This is a genomic window from Aliivibrio sp. S3MY1 (genome assembly GCF_028765575.1).
In the GTDB taxonomy this organism is placed as follows: Bacteria; Pseudomonadota; Gammaproteobacteria; order Enterobacterales; family Vibrionaceae; genus Aliivibrio.
In genome coordinates, this window is sequence record NZ_JARACO010000012.1 from 78,505 (window position 1) to 95,491 (window position 16,987).

Sequence of the window (16,987 nt, forward strand, 5' to 3'; positions counted from 1 at the left end):
AATCTTATTACTGCATTTCTTATAGTTTCATTTACTTATCACTGAGGATGCTTTCCTATCAGTGTAATCCCATAGTTTAACGATGAGTAATGTATTGTGATGACAAGCCAAGCCGTGCAAGTCCAAATTTTAGGACGAGCCATCAAGGTTAACTGCCCTGCTGGCCAAGAAGCTGCATTAAAAGAGGCCGCTAAAGATTTAGATAACCGTGTAAATGAATTATCTGAACGAACGAAAGTAACCAATACAGAGCAACTATTAACTATTACCTCGTTAAATATCTGCTATGAACTGCATATGGCGAAAAAAGAAGCAAATAAGCATTCTTCAGATGTTTATGAGCGAATGGGATTACTTGCTAACGCATTAGAAGCGGCAATTTCTACCGTAAAGCCTAGCCAAATAGAAGAAAATACGGCAGAATAGAGCTCTCGCTAAGGATAGCAAAAGAATAAAATTTACCCTGGAGTGTTTGTAGGCGGATCTATGTCCCTGAGCCGATAAGCACAAATTAGGGTTAGTATTTATTTACTATTGAGCATGCTCGGCTTGTACTGAGAAGCCTACGGTAAATTTTGCTGATCCGCCTTGAACCTAGGGTTCAAGGGCTACGACCACTACGGCACTTTGGGGTATTCCATGACATCTCGTCGACACATTCGACAATCCATTCGCCACACTCGTAATTCATTAACTCCTCAAGAACAACATCAAGCAGCCACAGACCTTGTCTTACAGTGCGCTAATGATCCTTATATTCAAAAAGCCAAATCGGTCGCTATTTATCTCTCTGTTGATGGTGAAATCAATACCTCACTTCTCATTGACTGGCTCTGGAAACAAGGTAAATCCGTCACTCTGCCGGTGATCCACCCTTTTTGTAAAGGGCATTTACTGTTTCTTGAATATACCAAAGACACCCCTCTTATTTTAAATAAATACCAAATTTTAGAACCTAAACTAAATAAAACTCAGGTCGTTCCAGTCAACCGGTTAGATGTGATCATCACGCCGCTTGTGGCTTTTGACCATTTGGGTAATCGCTTAGGCATGGGAGGAGGCTATTACGATCGCACTCTTGTTAATTGGGCGCAAAATCAAACAGGGCCAATGCCTATTGGTATTGCTCATGCTTGCCAGCAAGTTGATGTATTACCCATTGAATCTTGGGATGTTCCTCTACCACGGATAATTACACCAAAACAGATCTGGCATTGGTAAGGATCTAATTACCCCCCTCCCATTCTCGATATTACAGTCAAATCAACCAGCAACGAAAACGTTTGCATTTATTCTCTGTTTTCTCCGTTTATTGACTTCTTTTTCCTGACGAAGAAAAAACAGTGCGTTATAATCACGCCGATTCCATTTAATGCCAATTTAACTAAACCTTTAATCAACGGCTTAGTTAAATTGGTATAAACACTATTATTTCATTAGGAGAATGTCATGACTCAAGACGAGATGAAAAAAGCAGCCGGTTGGGCAGCGTTAGAATACGTACAAGCTGGTAGCATTGTTGGTGTTGGTACAGGATCAACTGTAAATCATTTCATCGACGCACTTGCGACCATGAAAAAAGAAATTAAAGGTGCAGTATCAAGCTCTGTCGCATCAACTGAAAAGCTGAAAGAGTTAGGTATTCCCGTTTTCGAGTGTAATGATGTTTTCAGTCTTGATGTTTATGTTGATGGCGCAGATGAAATCAACGCTAAAAACGAAATGATTAAAGGCGGTGGCGCAGCTCTTACTCGTGAAAAAATCGTTGCTGCTATTTCTGAAAAATTCATTTGTATTGTTGATGATACGAAACAAGTCGACGTACTCGGTCAATTCCCTCTGCCAGTTGAAGTTATCCCAATGGCTCGCTCTTATGTAGCTCGTGAACTAGTTAAGCTTGGGGGGGATCCTGCATACCGTGAAGGCGTAATCACCGATAATGGCAATATGATCTTAGACGTTCATAATATGCAGATCACTAACGCTAAAGAATTAGAAGATAAAATCAATAGCCTTGCAGGTGTTGTCACTGTCGGTTTATTCGCTCACCGTGGCGCAGACGTACTTCTAGTTGGTTCACCTGACGGTGTGAAAAAATTCGATTAAGACATAAATCTCCTTTCTTATCTCTTATTATTGAGAGATAAAAATGTCATTTGATTACAAACGGTGCTCATTAGCACCGTTTTTTATTAACTATTCCGTAATTTTCTTACCCAAACTGATTATTTTTTGATACTTTATAATCATTGAACATAAACTCTCCATTTAAATTTGTTTTTAAGGATAAGAACACCATGGCAAAAGTATCTCTGGAAAAAGAAAAAATTAAAGTTCTTCTTTTAGAAGGATTGCACCCATCTTGTGTTGAAGTCTTCCAAGCTGATGGCTATACCAATATTGAATACCACAAAGGTTCATTGTCAGAAGAAGAACTTCTTGAAGCAGTAAAAGATGTTCACTTCATCGGTTTACGCTCACGCACTCAATTAACTCAAGAAGTATTCGATGCTGCAAACAAATTAGTGGCTGTTGGTTGTTTCTGTATTGGTACAAACCAAGTTGACTTAACCGCAGCAGCAAGACGCGGTATTCCTGTCTTTAACGCCCCATTCTCAAACACACGTAGTGTCGCTGAATTAGTACTAGGACAAATTTTATTACTACTTCGAGGCATCCCTGAAAAAAATGCACAAGCTCACCGTGGTGTTTGGAAAAAAAGCGCTGACTCTTCTTTTGAGGCGAGAGGCAAACGTTTGGGTATTGTAGGTTATGGACATATCGGCACACAATTGGGGATCTTAGCTGAAAACCTAGGTATGCGTGTTTATTACTATGATATTGAAAACAAATTATCTCTAGGTAATGCTACTCAAATCCAAACCATGAGTGAATTACTAAATAAGTGTGATGTTATCTCTCTTCACGTACCAGAAACCGCTGGCACAAAAGACATGATGGGCGCTGAGGAGTTTGCTCGTATGAAGCCTGGTGCTATCTTTATTAATGCCGCTCGTGGCACGGTAGTGAAGATCCCTGATTTATGTGACGCTCTTGAATCTGGGCATTTAGGAGGCGCAGCTATCGATGTATTCCCTACAGAGCCAAAAACAAATGCGGAACCATTTGAGTCTCCATTGCAGAAGTTTGATAATGTTATTCTTACACCGCATGTTGGTGGTTCAACTCAAGAAGCTCAAGAAAATATCGGTGTTGAAGTTGCTGGCAAATTAACAAAATACTCAGATAACGGTTCAACTTTATCATCAGTTAACTTTCCTGAAGTCTCTCTTCCATTGCATACAGATACCTCACGTCTACTTCATATTCATGAAAACCGCCCTGGTATTCTAACAAGCATTAACCGTATTTTTGCTGATGAAGGCATTAACATTGCAGCACAATATTTACAAACCTCTGCTGAGATGGGTTATGTAGTCATTGATGTTGAAACGGCTCGTTCAGAAGAAGCTCTAGTTCAACTAAAAGCAATAGAAGGCACAATCCGAGCTCGCATCCTGCACTAATTAACCGGGTTTATTATTTTTGATATAAAAAGGGTTACCATTACGGTAACCCTTTTTCTGTCACTATATCTCTTTAATCTTCAAGACGATAAACAACTGATACCGAATCAGAAATGACCATTTGACTGTCTTGATAACTTTCAGCCACATTAGATGCCGCATCCATTCTCATACTTTTCATCATAATAGGTTGGCTGTAGTTATTATGATAAGAGACTTTCCAAACACCTTTAACCTGCGTTCCAAACCCTTTTGCTAATGAATTGGCTTTTTCATTGGCATCTTTAATCGCCTCTAAGCGCGCCGCTTCAATGTATTCTTTTTCTTTACTGGTTTGTAGCTCAATCTGGTTAATGCGATTAATACCATCACCTAGGGCTTTGTCTAGATAGCTATTTAACTTATTTAAATCCATAACCGTAACCGTAATATTGCGAATCGCTTTATACCCTACAAGCTCTGGCTTTTTTCCTTTTGGATAACGATACTCTGGCGTTAAACGAATATTGCCACTGTTAATATTTTCACGCTTAACGCCTTGAACTTCTAAACGAGCCAGAAAACTAGTCACTGCTTTATCTGTTGCTTGTTTCGCTTTCTCTGCCGTTGCTTTACTTTCAACGACATCAACGGAAAACTGAGCCATATCAGGAACAACAAATACCTCACCTTTTCCCGACACTTCAAGATGAGGGAAATCAGGTGATGACGCAAAAGCAGCCGGAGTTAAACAAGCCGATAAACATAAAGCGCTGATTATTTTTTTCATTTTAAATTTCTCAAAGTGACATCATATAGTTATGACTGTCGTTGTTATAAATAATTCCCTTAGGTACTTTATATATTGATATGCATTAAATACCTAGCAAAAAAAATGCTACCCGAGGGCAGCATTTCATGTTTTGATTTAAATAAAACTTAATCCACTTTATTTAAATGAACATCCATTTGTGGGAATGGGATCTCGATACCTTCGTTATCCAGACCTTCTTTAATCGCTTGAAGCGTATCAAAGTAAACATCCCAATATTGCTCAGTTTTACACCAAGGGCGAACAACAAAGTTTACCGATGAATCAGCAAGAGCAACAACACCTACTTTTGGTGCCGGTGTTTTTAGAACTCGCTCGTCTGACTCAAGTACCTTAGTGATCACTTCTTTTGTTTTCTTCAGATCTGCACTGTAAGAAACACCAATTACATGATCTATACGGCGAGTCGCATGACGTGAGTAGTTTGTGATTGGGCTACCAATAACACCACCATTTGGAACGACAACCATTTTGTTATCAGGAGTATTTAGAATAGTTTGGAAGATCTGAATTGAATCAACAGAACCTGCAACACCACCAATTTCAACGTAATCGCCAGATTTAAATGGACGGAAAGCAACAATTAATACACCTGCTGCAAAGTTTGATAAAGAACCTTGAAGTGCAAGCCCCACCGCTAAACCAGCGGCACCAATAACAGCAACCACAGAAGCCGTTTGAACGCCTACTTTACCTAAAGCTGCAATTAATACGATAATGAATAGAAGGTAACGAACTAGAGTATGAACAAAGTCGACAACCGCTTTATCCATTTTCTTTTTCTCAAGAGCCTTGCCTACACCACCTGCGATTTTCTTAACGATAATATTACCGATAAAAAGAATAGCGAGTGCTGAAATAATATTTACCCCATAAGTGATAAATAATTCTGAATTATCTGTTAGCCAATGTTCTAAATTTGCTACTCCACTAGTAGCTAAATCAGTTACAGCGCCTTGATCTGCCATTTGCTTTGTCCTTTATAGTTATTCTCAGCATAAACTGAGATGATTGCCATTATGTTGACGATTTATACCAATTCTAACACTCCGAGCGTCAGCTTGATGTAAAATCCTTTTTTAAACACACGTATTTGCTCTCATTATCTTCAATAAGAAAAGAAAAACAACCTTAATTACAATAACCTACCCAATACTATCAGATAAGAATAATTGCTAACACAATTTAATTACATAAAAGATACATTTATTTATCTAACCACTATTATTTCTTCTGCTCTTCTCTTTTGAATACAAGTTCGCTGCTTGATGACTCTGCATCCACAAAGTAGTAACCATCAACGGTAAAACTTTTTAGTTCTTCTATCGTTGATATTCTATTTTCAATCATAAAACGAGCCATTAAACCTCTGGCTTTTTTTGCATAAAAGCTAATGATTTTGTATTGTCCATTTTTACAATCTTTGAAAACAGGTGTTATCACCTTAGCCGTGAGCTCTTTTGGTTTAACCGCTTTAAAATACTCATTTGATGCTAAGTTAATCAAGATATCATCACCTTGCTCTGCAATAACTTGATTTAATTTTTGAGTAATTGAACTGCCCCAGAATTGGTATAAGTTTGTTCCTCGCTTATTAGCAAGCTTGGTTCCCATCTCTAAACGATAAGGCTGCATCAGATCCAATGGCTTTAATAAACCATATAACCCTGAAAGCATACGTAAATGGGTTTGAGCATAATCAATGTCACTACTGGTTAAGCTGTTTGCGTCTAGGCCGGTATACACATCACCTTTAAAAGCAAATAAAGCCTGACGAGCATTTTTTTGAGTGACATTCGTTGTCCACTCTTCAAATCGCACGGCATTCAAGCTTGCAATCTTATCACTCACCTTCATTAAACTCGAAATATCTAATGGCGTTAACTGCTTACAAACGTCAATAAGCTCCGCTGAATCTGTAATAAAATCAGGCTGAGTATGAATTGTAGTTGGTAGTGGCGTTTTATAATCAAGAGTTTTAGCTGGAGAAACGACAATAAGCATGAGCAAGATATCCTATATATTTTTATATATTAAGATAGTAACTATTCAGGTATAAAAAAGCCACGTTCGGTTGCGTGGCTTTATCTATTTATTCAATGGGTGAACGCAATGATTATTTTTGCTCTTTCGTGTTATCCCAAATGCCTTCTTCAAGCTGAGAATGCAGTTCTGGATACTCTTTACTATCAAACGTAGGAACTTTCCCCTCACTCAGCTGCTTATTATAATCTTTCGCAAGCTTAATAACGGTACCTGATAATAGAGAAATAGCAATTAAGTTAACTATTGCCATTAATCCCATTGAAACATCCGCCAAGGCCCATACTGTCGGTAATGAAGATAATGCACCGAACATTACCATACCCAATACAACGACACGGAAAATACCGATACCAGCCTTATGATTGTGCTCTAGGAAAATCAAGTTGGTTTCTGCATAAGAATAATTAGCAATAATTGAAGTAAACGCAAAGAAGAAAATCGCTACAGCTACAAAAATACCACCCCAATGACCCACTTGGCTGCTCAATGCTAATTGTGTTAATTCAATCCCCGTCACTTCACCATGCGGCACGTACTCACCAGACATTAAGATAATAGCTACCGTTGAAGAACAAATAACAATAGTATCCATAAATACGCCTAGCATTTGTACATAACCTTGAGATGCTGGGTGTGGTGGGTATGGTGTCGCTGAAGCAGCAGCGTTTGGCGCAGAGCCCATACCCGCTTCATTAGAGAACAAACCACGCTTAATACCATTAATCATCGCTTGGGCTATCGCATAACCTAAACCACCAGCTGCCGCTTCTTGCAGACCAAAGGCACTCTTAAATATTAAGGTAATCACGCCCGGTAGTTTTTCTATATTGGTAACCATGATAAATAAAGCAATAGCTAAGTAAGCAAGAGCCATTACTGGTACGACTATTTCTGCCGTACGAGCGATCGTTCTGAAGCCACCAAAAATAACCACCGCAGAGATAATTACAATTACGATACCTACATATAGAGGCTCCCAACCAAAAGCGGTTTGCATTGCTCCTACAATAGAGTTTGCTTGTACTGCGTTAAATACCAAACCAAAAGCGATGATCAAAAAGACAGAGAACAATACGCCCATCCAGCGCATCCCTAATCCTTTTTCCATATAATATGCAGGACCACCACGGTAGTTCCCTTCATCATCTTTGGTTTTATATAACTGCGCTAATGTACTCTCAGCAAAGGCAGTCGCCATACCTAGCATTGCTATCAGCCACATCCAAAAAATAGCACCAGGACCACCAGCAGTTAATGCAACTGCAACCCCTGCCATATTACCAGTACCAACACGAGCGGCAAGACTGGTACATAACGCTTGAAATGAGGATATTCCTGATGGATCTGATTTTCTGCTGTTTTTCAGTACCGAAAACATATGACCAAAATGGCGAAACTGAATAAAACCTAATCGAATAGTAAAGTAGATACCAATGGCAACTAATAGATATACAAGTACCGAACCCCACAATAGGTCATTCAGTAAATTAATAAGACTTGTCACATTTCCCTCTCAGTTACATTAATAGTAATGATTGCATACGCTTATAATATAAAGCGCTCCCACTAATCTTCATTGTTATTGTCGATTAATTATTTGGGTATAGTGGAGAGTTACCGTCATACATTGCAACTCTATTCACTTATTTACAGTAAATCTAAATATTTACTCACCCAATAAGATTAGCGCGCTGAATGATGCTCAGTATTTACTAAAAAATCAATAAAAAAACAGACGTTGAGCTTATGACACTTTTTCTACAACCTTAGACTTAACACTTATTTGACTAACATAAAAAAAACACATTACCGACATTTAAATCAATAAAAAAATATCAACAAATAGTCATTAACCTTATCTCAGCCGATAAAACCCTAATCATGAATAATAGAAAACAGTAGGATATCAAGCTTATTTTCTCCCTTTATTTTTTCTTAGTCATTCATCACAGCTAAAAATAGTTTATAAAACAACCAAATAACGAATAGATATAAATAGCTCCATTGATTAACAAAAATCAAACAAAAAAGCCGTCCATTTTTTCTAGCTAAATAATAAAGATGGGGCAAATTGTAGTTCATAATTCTAAATTAAGATCATTTTAGTGATCACCATCTCACATAAAATTCATTAAAAACAAACAAATGCGAAACACTTCAAGGTCATAATTCTCACTCTGTGGTATTTAATAACACGCTAAATAAATACTTTTACTCTTTGTAATAATTAACTAATTTATAAAATGAGGTGCTTATGGATGGGTACACACTAAATGATTTATTAGCTACAAAAACAACAACCAAAAAAAAACAAAAAAAGCGCCTTTGGCGTGAGATAGAAGAAATTCAAGATCGTCGCCAATTGTTACACGAACTAAAAGAACTGGATCCCTCATTTAAAGGCAGCATTGACGCCGCTTTTTTTAAGTAGTTTTTTAACGTTAAAACAAATAAAAAGGAGAGACTAAATGCTCTCCTTTTTATTAAATAGACTCTTATCTTACTTTACTCACCAGTTCGAAATTTATACAAAAAAGTTATGCGATTGGCGTCCAATTGATCTCTGATAAATTTTTCGACTTTAATAGCTCATTGACTTGTGAGAAATGTTTACAGCCAAAAAAGCCTCGATGTGCAGAAAGCGGAGAAGGATGTGGCGCTTTTAGAATAGAGTGGCGAATAACATCAATATTGGCCCCTTTCTTTTGGGCATGGGCTCCCCATAGTAAGAAGATAATATTTTCTTTTTTCTTATTAAGCTGCTCAATAATACTGTCAGTAAAGGTCTCCCAACCTAATTTAGCATGAGAGTGGGCCTTTCCTTCTTCTACAGTTAACACCGTATTGAGCAATAAAACCCCTTGTTTAGCCCAGCTATCTAAATATCCGTGTTCTGGAATAACAAAACCTTCAATATCTTGCGCTAACTCTTTATACATATTACGCAAAGAAGGTGGAATTTTAGTCTCAGGCAAAACTGAAAAAGAGAGGCCATGAGCTTGACCTGCTCCATGGTAAGGGTCTTGACCCAGGATCACTACTTTCACATCATCAAAAGCGGTTAAATCAAATGCCGTAAAAATATCCTTTTCTTCAGGGAAAATTATTTTACCAAGCGCTCTTTCTGCCTCTATTTTTGCGATCATAGATTGGTAATAGGCTTTTTCTTTTTCAGCTGATAAAATTGAATTCCAGGTCGTCATTACTTTTTCTCGCTTAATGCTCTGAGTTGGGCTATTTCATCTTTCCAAATTTCAGGATCAATGGTTTCCAAAACAAGAGGGATATTATTAAATCGCTCATCTTGCATAATATACTCAAAGCAATCCCAACCAATGTTCCCTTCGCCTAACGACTGATGACGGTCAACTCGGCTGCCTAATTCAATTTTTGCGTCATTAATATGCATGCCACGTAAATATTGAAAACCAACAATGCGCTCAAATTCAGCAAAAGTATGCTCACACGCTTCTTTGCTACTTAGATCGTAACCCGCAGCAAAAGTATGACAAGTATCAAGACAAATCCCTACTCGTGTTTTGTCTTCCACTTGATCGATAATTTGCGCTAAATGTTCAAACTTCCAACCTAAATTGGTGCCTTGTCCTGCTGTATTCTCAATAACAGCAACCACATCAGGAACCGCTTGATGCGCCAAATTAATTGACTCGGCAATCAAGGCTAAACATTCATCTTCTGAAATTTTCTTTAAATGACTTCCGGGATGGAAATTAAGTAACGTTAGACCAAGTTGATTACAACGCTCCATCTCATCAATAAATGCTGCTCGAGATTTCTCTAACTTCTCTTCTTCTGGAGAACCTAAATTAATTAAGTAAGAATCATGAGGTAAAATTTGATCACTAGAAAAGCCAAAACGCTTACAGTTTGCCTTAAAATCAGAGATGATTTTTCTTGTCAGTGGTTTTGCTATCCATTGACGTTGGTTTTTAGTAAATAATGCAAATGCATTAGCTCCAATTTGATAAGCACGTTTAGGTGCTTGATCAACACCACCCGCCGCCGATACGTGAGCCCCAATATATTTCATCTCTGTACTTTCCTTTCAAAATTAACGTCACACTATTATTGCGGTAAACACTTTATTTGTCAGTAGTTCTCTTGTTTTGCCTAACGATTTCCTTCCATTTCACTGATTACATAAAACACCCATTTTGTAGTAATATTACCACAAAATAAACATGTAACAACAAAGTGGTAGACTGTGTTTTTCGTGCTACAAGCTAGCTATATGGTACTTTATTGATTTAAAGCAAAGTTTATAAGACGAAATAATTAGCACTTTTTGTGGTTTTTTGACCTATATCAATATACAAAGTAAGGGTATCATGTATATAATGTGACCCACAATATATTTACAAAATAACCACAAAGTGGACTAGGAGAAAGTAAAATGATCACAGGTATCCAAATTACTAAAGCTGCAAATGACGATCTTCTTAACTCTATCTGGCTACTAGATAGCGAGAAAAATGAAGCTCGTTGTGTTGTTGCAACTTCAGGCTTTGAAGCTGACCAAGTAATTGCTGCAAATGAACTAGGCGAATACGAAAGCCGTGACGTTGCCATTGAAAAAGCACCAAAAATCGAAGGTGGTCAGCACCTAAATGTGAACGTTCTACAACGTGATACATTAGAAGATGCGGTTAAGCACCCAGAGAACTACCCACAATTGACTATCCGTGTTTCTGGTTATGCTGTGCGTTTTAACTCTCTAACAACTGAACAACAAAAAGACGTTATCGCACGTACATTCACTGAAACTCTATAATTTTAGAGTGCATTGAATTCAATAAAAACGGCACTCATTGCTCATGAGTGCCGTTTTTTATACTTAAAAGCCTCTTAAATAATGACTTATTTAGTCTGTATTTAAGAGGCTTTTTCATAAATAGCACATCAATTAATTATGATGTGCTACTTGAGTTATATTATTAATACTTTTAGTTACTGAACTTTACGAAGTACTGCTTTTAATCCATCAAAATCGTTATCAAGATCTTCAGATAATAGATCCATTGCATTATGTTTCGCTAATGGTGCTGGCAATTCCAGATCACCACCTAAGATATCATCCACGACTTCTTTAAATTTCGCAGGATGTGCTGTACATAAGAAAAGTCCTGTCTCACCTTCATTAAGCTGTTCTTCAAGAATGCGATAAGCAATCGCACCGTGAGGCTCACATAGATACCCTTCAGCGTGCATCGCTTTTAGTGTTTCAGCACTTTGCTCATCCGTTACCGCTCCTTTACCAAGCGTTTCTAGCCCCCAACCTAAACGCTGACATAGCTCTTCGATTCGAGGCCAGTTGTTTGGTTGGCTCACATCCATTGCATTGGAAATTGTTGGGATCGTCGTTTTTGGCTCCCACTTACCTGTTTCAAGATAGCGCGGAACGGTATCATTAACGTTAGTTGCAGCAATAAAGCGCTTAACTGGTAAGCCTAATGATTTAGCTAACAGGCCTGCGGTTAAATTACCGAAGTTACCACTTGGTACAGAGATCACGACCTCATTACGTTTTTCTTTTGGCAGCTGAGACACGGCTTCAAAGTAGTAACAAATTTGCGCCATTAAGCGGCTAATATTGATTGAGTTCGCTGAATTCAATCCAACTTCTTTACGTAGCTCAGCATCATCAAACGATTGTTTAACTAATGCCTGACAGTCATCAAAGTCACCATCGACAGCGACAGTATGAATATTCTTACCTAGTGTACAAAATAACTTCTCTTGCAGCGGGCTGATCTTTCCTTTTGGATAAAGGATAACAACGTTAATGTTATCCATCCCATAGAATGCGTGAGCAACGGCTGCACCAGTATCACCTGATGTCGCTGTTAAAATAGTAATTTGTTCATTGCCTTCTGTTACCGCAGCTAAAGATTGCGCCATAAAACGACCACCAAAATCTTTAAACGCTAATGTCGGACCATGAAATAGCTCAAGCGCATAAACCCCCTCTTTTACTGCATGAATTGGTGCAGGGAATTGAAACGCATTTTCGACCATGCTTTTCACTGTATCTTGTGATAATTCATCACCAATAAACGCAGATAAGATCTTAGTACTACGTGGAATAAAATCTTCAGCTAGAAGCGCATCAACATCATCAAACTTAGGCAATTCTGATGGAAAAAACAGTCCTTGATTACGACCTAAACCTTGACGAACCGCTTGACCAAAAGAGACCTGTTCATCATTTTCTTTTATGTTATACAGCTTCATAGTTTACTTCCTGTTACTTGTGAGCCTTGCTTATCCAAACAACAAACATGGACAAATCCTTCATCATTTTGTACGTAGTTTTCTTGTAGCCAACGAGATACTCGCTCAGCGACGTCTTTATCTTTACAGACGCTAAACAGCGTTGGACCAGAACCTGAGATCCCCGTTGTCAGCGCTCCTGCTGAGGCAGCATATTCACGCGCTTTCGCAAAGTTAGGTAATAAGCGTTCACGATAGGGTTCAGCCACCACATCTTTGATCATTTTCGCCGCTAATTCAGGCTGCTTTGAATAACATGCATGAATAAAGCCTGCTAAATTACGACCATGAGCTATCACATCTTGACGGCGATATTGAGAAGGTAAAATCTCACGAGCTTCTGCTGTTGATACTTTAATTCCTGGGTATGCCATCACCCAATACCATTCATCAAAACACGGGACTTCTTGGCTGATAATACCTAACTCTTCAACCATTAATTGCAGACCACCAAGATAACAAGGAGCAACATTATCATAATGAATACCACCTGATATCTGCCCTTCCATCTCACCCATTAATGCTAACACTTCCATGTCTGTTAATGGTTTATCATGAAATAAATTCAACGCATCTAATGCGGCTACAATTGAACAGGCGCTAGAACCAAGTCCGGAGCCAATTGGCATGTTCTTTTCAAGTACCATATGAATCGGTTTAAGTTCAGTGCCTTTTTTTACAAGCTCTCTTGCAAATACACGCCAGCAATCATAAACAATATTTTCTTTTGGGTTCTCAGGTAACTTATCTACAAAGCTACCCGCCGTTGCTAAGGTGAAAGCTTCTGTTCCTAATTCAACTAAAACACGATCACCCAGTAATGTGCCATCAATAGGAGAAACTGCGGCACCTAATACATCAAAGCCAACACTTACATTACCAATTGATGCTGGAGCATAAACAACCACACTCATTTTTATACTCCTAATTTCCAACCAAGGGTACGCATTAAGTCCGAGAATACGCCAGCCGCAGTTACTTCAGTACCGGCACCGTAACCACGTAGTACCAATGGAATCGGTTGATAGTAACGACTATAGAAAGCTAGGGCATTTTCACCATCTTTGATTTTAAACATAGGATCATCGCCATCAACAGCCGCGATACGAACCTTACATTTTCCTTCTAGGATCTCACCGACATAACGCAGTACCTTCCCCTCTGCTGCTGCTTTTGCAGATTCTTGTGCAAAATAAGCATCCGCTTCAGGAAGCCGAGCCATAAATTCATCAACAGTCCCCGAATCATCAAAACCTGGTGGTAGAGCTTGTTCAACTTCAACATCATCTAGTTCAATTTCAAGACCAGATTCACGAGCAAGAATAAGCAGCTTACGAGCGACATCCATACCAGAAAGATCATCGCGAGGATCTGGCTCAGTAAAGCCATTTTGTTTCGCAACATTAGTCGCATCACTTAATGACATACCTTCATCTAACTTACCGAAAATATATGATAAAGAACCAGATAAAATACCATTAAACTTCACCAGTTCATCACCAGCAGCAATCAAATTCTGAAGATTTTCAATTACTGGTAGACCTGCGCCTACTGTTGTCTCATACATAAACTTACGACGAGTACTACGAGCAGCATTACGTAACTGATGGTAATACGCCATTGAATCTGTATTGGCTTTCTTGTTTGGAGTAATTACATGGAAACCCGCAGATAAGAAATCGACATATTGAGCAGCAATGCCATGATCTGACGTACAATCAATAATCACAGGATTAATAATATGGTTGCGTTGCACCAAAGCAATCAGTCGAGCTAAACTAAATTCTTCTGACGTATTACTCATACGATCACGCCAAGTATCTAGCGGAATGCCTTTACTATCCAGCAATAAACCACGGCTATTTGCTAAACCGCAAACACGGATTTCAATGCCTTTCTCTGCAAGTTTTGGTTGCTGACGTTGAATTTGATCAACTAGCTCACCACCAACACCACCGACACCAACCACAAATACATCTAAGAAGTGCTTACTGTTAAATAAGTTTTCATGACACGCTTTGATTGATTCTGAAATTTTATCTTCTGGAATAACAGCTGAAATTGCACGCTCAGATGAACCTTGTGCAATGGCAATAATATTAACGTTTACTTCTGTCAATGAAGTAAAGAATTGAGATGCCACACCTTTAGATGTACGCATACCGTCACCAACTAAGGTCACAATTGCTACGTTATCAGTGAACTCTACCGGCTCTAATAAGCCATCTTTTAATTCAAGTTCAAATGCCTCTCTTAAAACTTGCTCTGCTTGAGCTTTGTCTTCAGCTTCAATACAGAAACTAATGCTGTACTCTGAAGAGGACTGCGTAATAAGAACAATAGAGATACCAGAAGTAGACATTGCACCAAATACACGGCTTGCCATCCCAACCATGCCCTTCATGCCCGGACCGCTAACATTAACCATTGTTAAGTTATTTAGTGTTGTGATTCCTTTAATGGCAAGATTATCTTCGCCTGTATCCTGTCCAATTAAAGTACCAGGGCCTTGAGGGTTAAAGCTGTTTTTAATTAAACAAGGGATATGGAATTGCGCGATAGGTGCGATGGTTTTTGGATGTAGAACAGAGGCGCCAAAATAAGAGAGTTCCATGGCTTCTTGATAGCTTAATGATTTTAATAAACGTGCATCATCAACTAATCGAGGGTCACAATTATACACACCATCAACGTCAGTCCAAATCTCACAACATTCAGCACGAAGGCAAGCCGCAAGTACCGCTGCTGAATAATCAGAACCATTACGGCCTAATGTCACCAGCTCACCCTTAGCATTACCCGCAGTAAAACCCGGCATAATGTTTACATGCCCAGAAGGTAAAGGTTCGTTTTTAAAGTTGAGCGTTGAGATATCAACATCAACAGCACCTTCAAGGAAGTCACCGCGAGCATAGAGATATTTAACAGGGTCAATCAGACTTGCCGGCTGGCCTTTAGCCTCAAGAACGGCTTTCATCGTAACGATGGATATGCGTTCACCTTTACTGATGATTTTTGCATATACGTTATCAGGACACATACCTAACAGGGTGATGCCATGAACATACTGACGAAGTTGAGAAAGCGAATCTTTTAGCTTATTTTCAAGCGTTTTAAGATCAACTTGTGGAAAAGCGGTAGCAATTCCATTAAATAACTGAACAAAAGCAGATTCCAGTTCTAAAATCTGTAATTCAGCTTCCCCATTGGTAAGAACGTTATCCACCACTGAGACTAATTTATTGGTTACTTTTCCTGGTGCCGATAAAACAACTGAAACGTCTTGCTGCTGTGCATTATTGGCAATGATATCTGCGGCACGTAAAAAACGATCTGCATCGGCTAATGACGAACCACCAAACTTTAATACTCGCATTTCTATCCTCCCTAAAAACGAGTGTTACTGCAGTATCCTTACTGCTCTTAGCATAATAACCATTTCGGTAAAGAATGAAAGAATACAGTTAAAAATTAGTAACTAAATTGCAAAAAAAAAGCCCGCTCTGATTAATCAGGGCGGGCTTTTTTAAAATACTTACGCGTATCAGCCCACCCCAGCAACCATGGTGCCGGTAATTGTTGTGGTGATAATCATTGAGCTGATAGTAAACATATAATAAAAACTCTAAAATAAATGATTGCGATATACAATAATTACCTTACTTTCCTCTTACAAGTCAATGAAAAAATTATTCATTATTTTAACAAAAAAAGAATATATCGCCTCAAGTCATTGAGTCTCATCTATAAAATAAGATTTTATAATTTTAATATTTACCGTTAAATCAGTAATTCTTTACTCATCAAAACGCCATTGAGATCGGCATAAATATAATCGCCGGGAGAGATGATCTGTGTATTAATGGTGACAGACACCTGCTGCTCTCCTGCCCCTCTTTTCTCTGTTTTAAAAGGGGAGGTACTTAACGCCTTTAATCCTAATCGCATATTCTGTATAGCACCAACATCGCGTACCGCACCATAAACGATGACTCCTTCCCATTGGTTATTGACCGCAAGTGTTGCAACTTGATCACCTAATAACGCTTTCTGGCAAGAACCATTGCCGTCAATCACTAATACTTTGCCTTTGCCGTTGGTTTGTAGTACTTCTCTCACTAACGAATTATCTTGGTAGCAACGTACCGTTACAATTTCACCATAAAAGCACACTTTTCCACCATAATTTTTAAACTCAACATCAATGAGCTGTACTTTATCTTCAAATTGGTCACAAATATCGGGTAATAAATCCATTTTATTTTCTCCTTGTTTGTAAAACTGACTCTACAATAACAACATTCGTTAAAAT

General features: G+C 38.5%; 16 protein-coding genes and 1 other RNA gene. 7 read left to right on the forward strand and 10 right to left on the reverse strand.

All coding sequences use genetic code 11. The annotated features are described in order from the left end of the window. The first annotated feature begins 99 nt into the window (after positions 1 to 99). The 5 genes from zapA (at position 100) to serA (ending at position 3,527) form a co-directional block, all read left to right on the forward strand. A complete protein-coding gene (gene zapA, locus PVK62_RS09955; RefSeq protein ID WP_122036278.1) occupies positions 100 to 426 on the forward strand; it encodes a cell division protein ZapA in 327 nt (108 codons plus the stop codon). 31 nt (positions 427 to 457) lie between these two features. Continuing rightward, positions 458 to 638, forward strand: a non-coding RNA gene (ssrS, locus tag PVK62_RS09960) — 6S RNA. A gap of 1 nt (position 639) precedes the next feature. Next, positions 640 to 1,221, forward strand: a complete 582-nt coding sequence (locus PVK62_RS09965) for a 5-formyltetrahydrofolate cyclo-ligase (RefSeq protein ID WP_274444126.1) — start codon at positions 640 to 642, stop codon at positions 1,219 to 1,221. Between the two features lie 228 nt (positions 1,222 to 1,449). Then, positions 1,450 to 2,106 carry a ribose-5-phosphate isomerase RpiA gene (gene rpiA, locus PVK62_RS09970; RefSeq protein ID WP_274444125.1) on the forward strand — a complete coding sequence of 219 codons (657 nt, stop codon included), beginning with the start codon at positions 1,450 to 1,452 and terminating at the stop codon, positions 2,104 to 2,106. A gap of 191 nt (positions 2,107 to 2,297) precedes the next feature. Next, entirely contained in the window at positions 2,298 to 3,527 is a 1,230-nt protein-coding gene (serA, locus tag PVK62_RS09975; RefSeq protein WP_274444124.1) for a phosphoglycerate dehydrogenase, read from the forward strand. 73 nt (positions 3,528 to 3,600) lie between these two features. Here serA and PVK62_RS09980 read toward each other — a convergent pair whose 3' ends face one another. The 4 genes from PVK62_RS09980 to PVK62_RS09995 form a co-directional block, all read right to left on the reverse strand. Continuing rightward, positions 3,601 to 4,296 (reverse strand): oxidative stress defense protein, encoded by a 696-nt coding sequence (locus tag PVK62_RS09980; RefSeq protein WP_274444123.1) that lies wholly within the window; start codon positions 4,294 to 4,296, stop codon positions 3,601 to 3,603. A 149-nt stretch (positions 4,297 to 4,445) separates the two neighbouring features. Then, on the reverse strand, positions 4,446 to 5,306 hold the full coding sequence (gene mscS / locus PVK62_RS09985; RefSeq protein ID WP_274444122.1) for a small-conductance mechanosensitive channel MscS: 861 nt from the start codon (positions 5,304 to 5,306) through the stop codon (positions 4,446 to 4,448). A 256-nt stretch (positions 5,307 to 5,562) separates the two neighbouring features. Continuing rightward, complete coding sequence (yaaA, locus tag PVK62_RS09990) at positions 5,563 to 6,342, reverse strand: peroxide stress protein YaaA (RefSeq protein ID WP_274444121.1); 780 nt, start codon at positions 6,340 to 6,342, stop codon at positions 5,563 to 5,565. Between the two features lie 112 nt (positions 6,343 to 6,454). Next, a complete protein-coding gene (locus PVK62_RS09995) occupies positions 6,455 to 7,888 on the reverse strand; it encodes an alanine/glycine:cation symporter family protein (protein ID WP_274444120.1) in 1,434 nt (477 codons plus the stop codon). Between the two features lie 750 nt (positions 7,889 to 8,638). On the opposite strand from PVK62_RS09995, the gene PVK62_RS10000 reads away from it, so the two are divergent. Further along, positions 8,639 to 8,815 (forward strand): DUF3545 family protein, encoded by a 177-nt coding sequence (locus PVK62_RS10000; RefSeq protein ID WP_274444119.1) that lies wholly within the window; start codon positions 8,639 to 8,641, stop codon positions 8,813 to 8,815. A gap of 106 nt (positions 8,816 to 8,921) precedes the next feature. Here the strand turns inward: PVK62_RS10000 and ung are convergent, their stop codons facing one another. Both ung and nfo read right to left on the reverse strand, forming a co-directional pair. Further along, complete coding sequence (gene ung, locus PVK62_RS10005; RefSeq protein ID WP_274444118.1) at positions 8,922 to 9,587, reverse strand: uracil-DNA glycosylase; 666 nt, start codon at positions 9,585 to 9,587, stop codon at positions 8,922 to 8,924. Further along, positions 9,587 to 10,435, reverse strand: coding sequence for a deoxyribonuclease IV (gene nfo / locus PVK62_RS10010; protein WP_274444117.1), 849 nt, complete (start codon positions 10,433 to 10,435; stop codon positions 9,587 to 9,589). Before nfo ends, ung begins: the two co-directional genes overlap by 1 nt. Before the next feature lie 363 nt (positions 10,436 to 10,798). On the opposite strand from nfo, the gene grcA reads away from it, so the two are divergent. Next, on the forward strand, positions 10,799 to 11,176 hold the full coding sequence (gene grcA / locus PVK62_RS10015; RefSeq protein ID WP_060991789.1) for an autonomous glycyl radical cofactor GrcA: 378 nt from the start codon (positions 10,799 to 10,801) through the stop codon (positions 11,174 to 11,176). A gap of 176 nt (positions 11,177 to 11,352) precedes the next feature. Here the strand turns inward: grcA and thrC are convergent, their stop codons facing one another. From thrC to PVK62_RS10035, 4 genes are all read right to left on the reverse strand, one after another. Continuing rightward, the gene (gene thrC / locus PVK62_RS10020) at positions 11,353 to 12,636 is read right to left on the reverse strand and encodes a threonine synthase (RefSeq protein WP_274444116.1); all 1,284 of its coding nucleotides are present in this window, start codon (positions 12,634 to 12,636) and stop codon (positions 11,353 to 11,355) included. Then, positions 12,633 to 13,589: a homoserine kinase gene (gene thrB, locus PVK62_RS10025; protein ID WP_274444115.1), complete on the reverse strand. Its 957-nt coding sequence runs from the start codon at positions 13,587 to 13,589 to the stop codon at positions 12,633 to 12,635. The genes thrC and thrB overlap by 4 nt, the downstream gene beginning before the upstream one ends. A 2-nt stretch (positions 13,590 to 13,591) precedes the next feature. Continuing rightward, entirely contained in the window at positions 13,592 to 16,051 is a 2,460-nt protein-coding gene (gene thrA / locus PVK62_RS10030; RefSeq protein WP_274444114.1) for a bifunctional aspartate kinase/homoserine dehydrogenase I, read from the reverse strand. Between the two features lie 404 nt (positions 16,052 to 16,455). Further along, positions 16,456 to 16,932 carry a putative 4-hydroxy-4-methyl-2-oxoglutarate aldolase gene (locus PVK62_RS10035; protein ID WP_274444113.1) on the reverse strand — a complete coding sequence of 159 codons (477 nt, stop codon included), beginning with the start codon at positions 16,930 to 16,932 and terminating at the stop codon, positions 16,456 to 16,458. Positions 16,933 to 16,987: the final 55 nt, after the last annotated feature.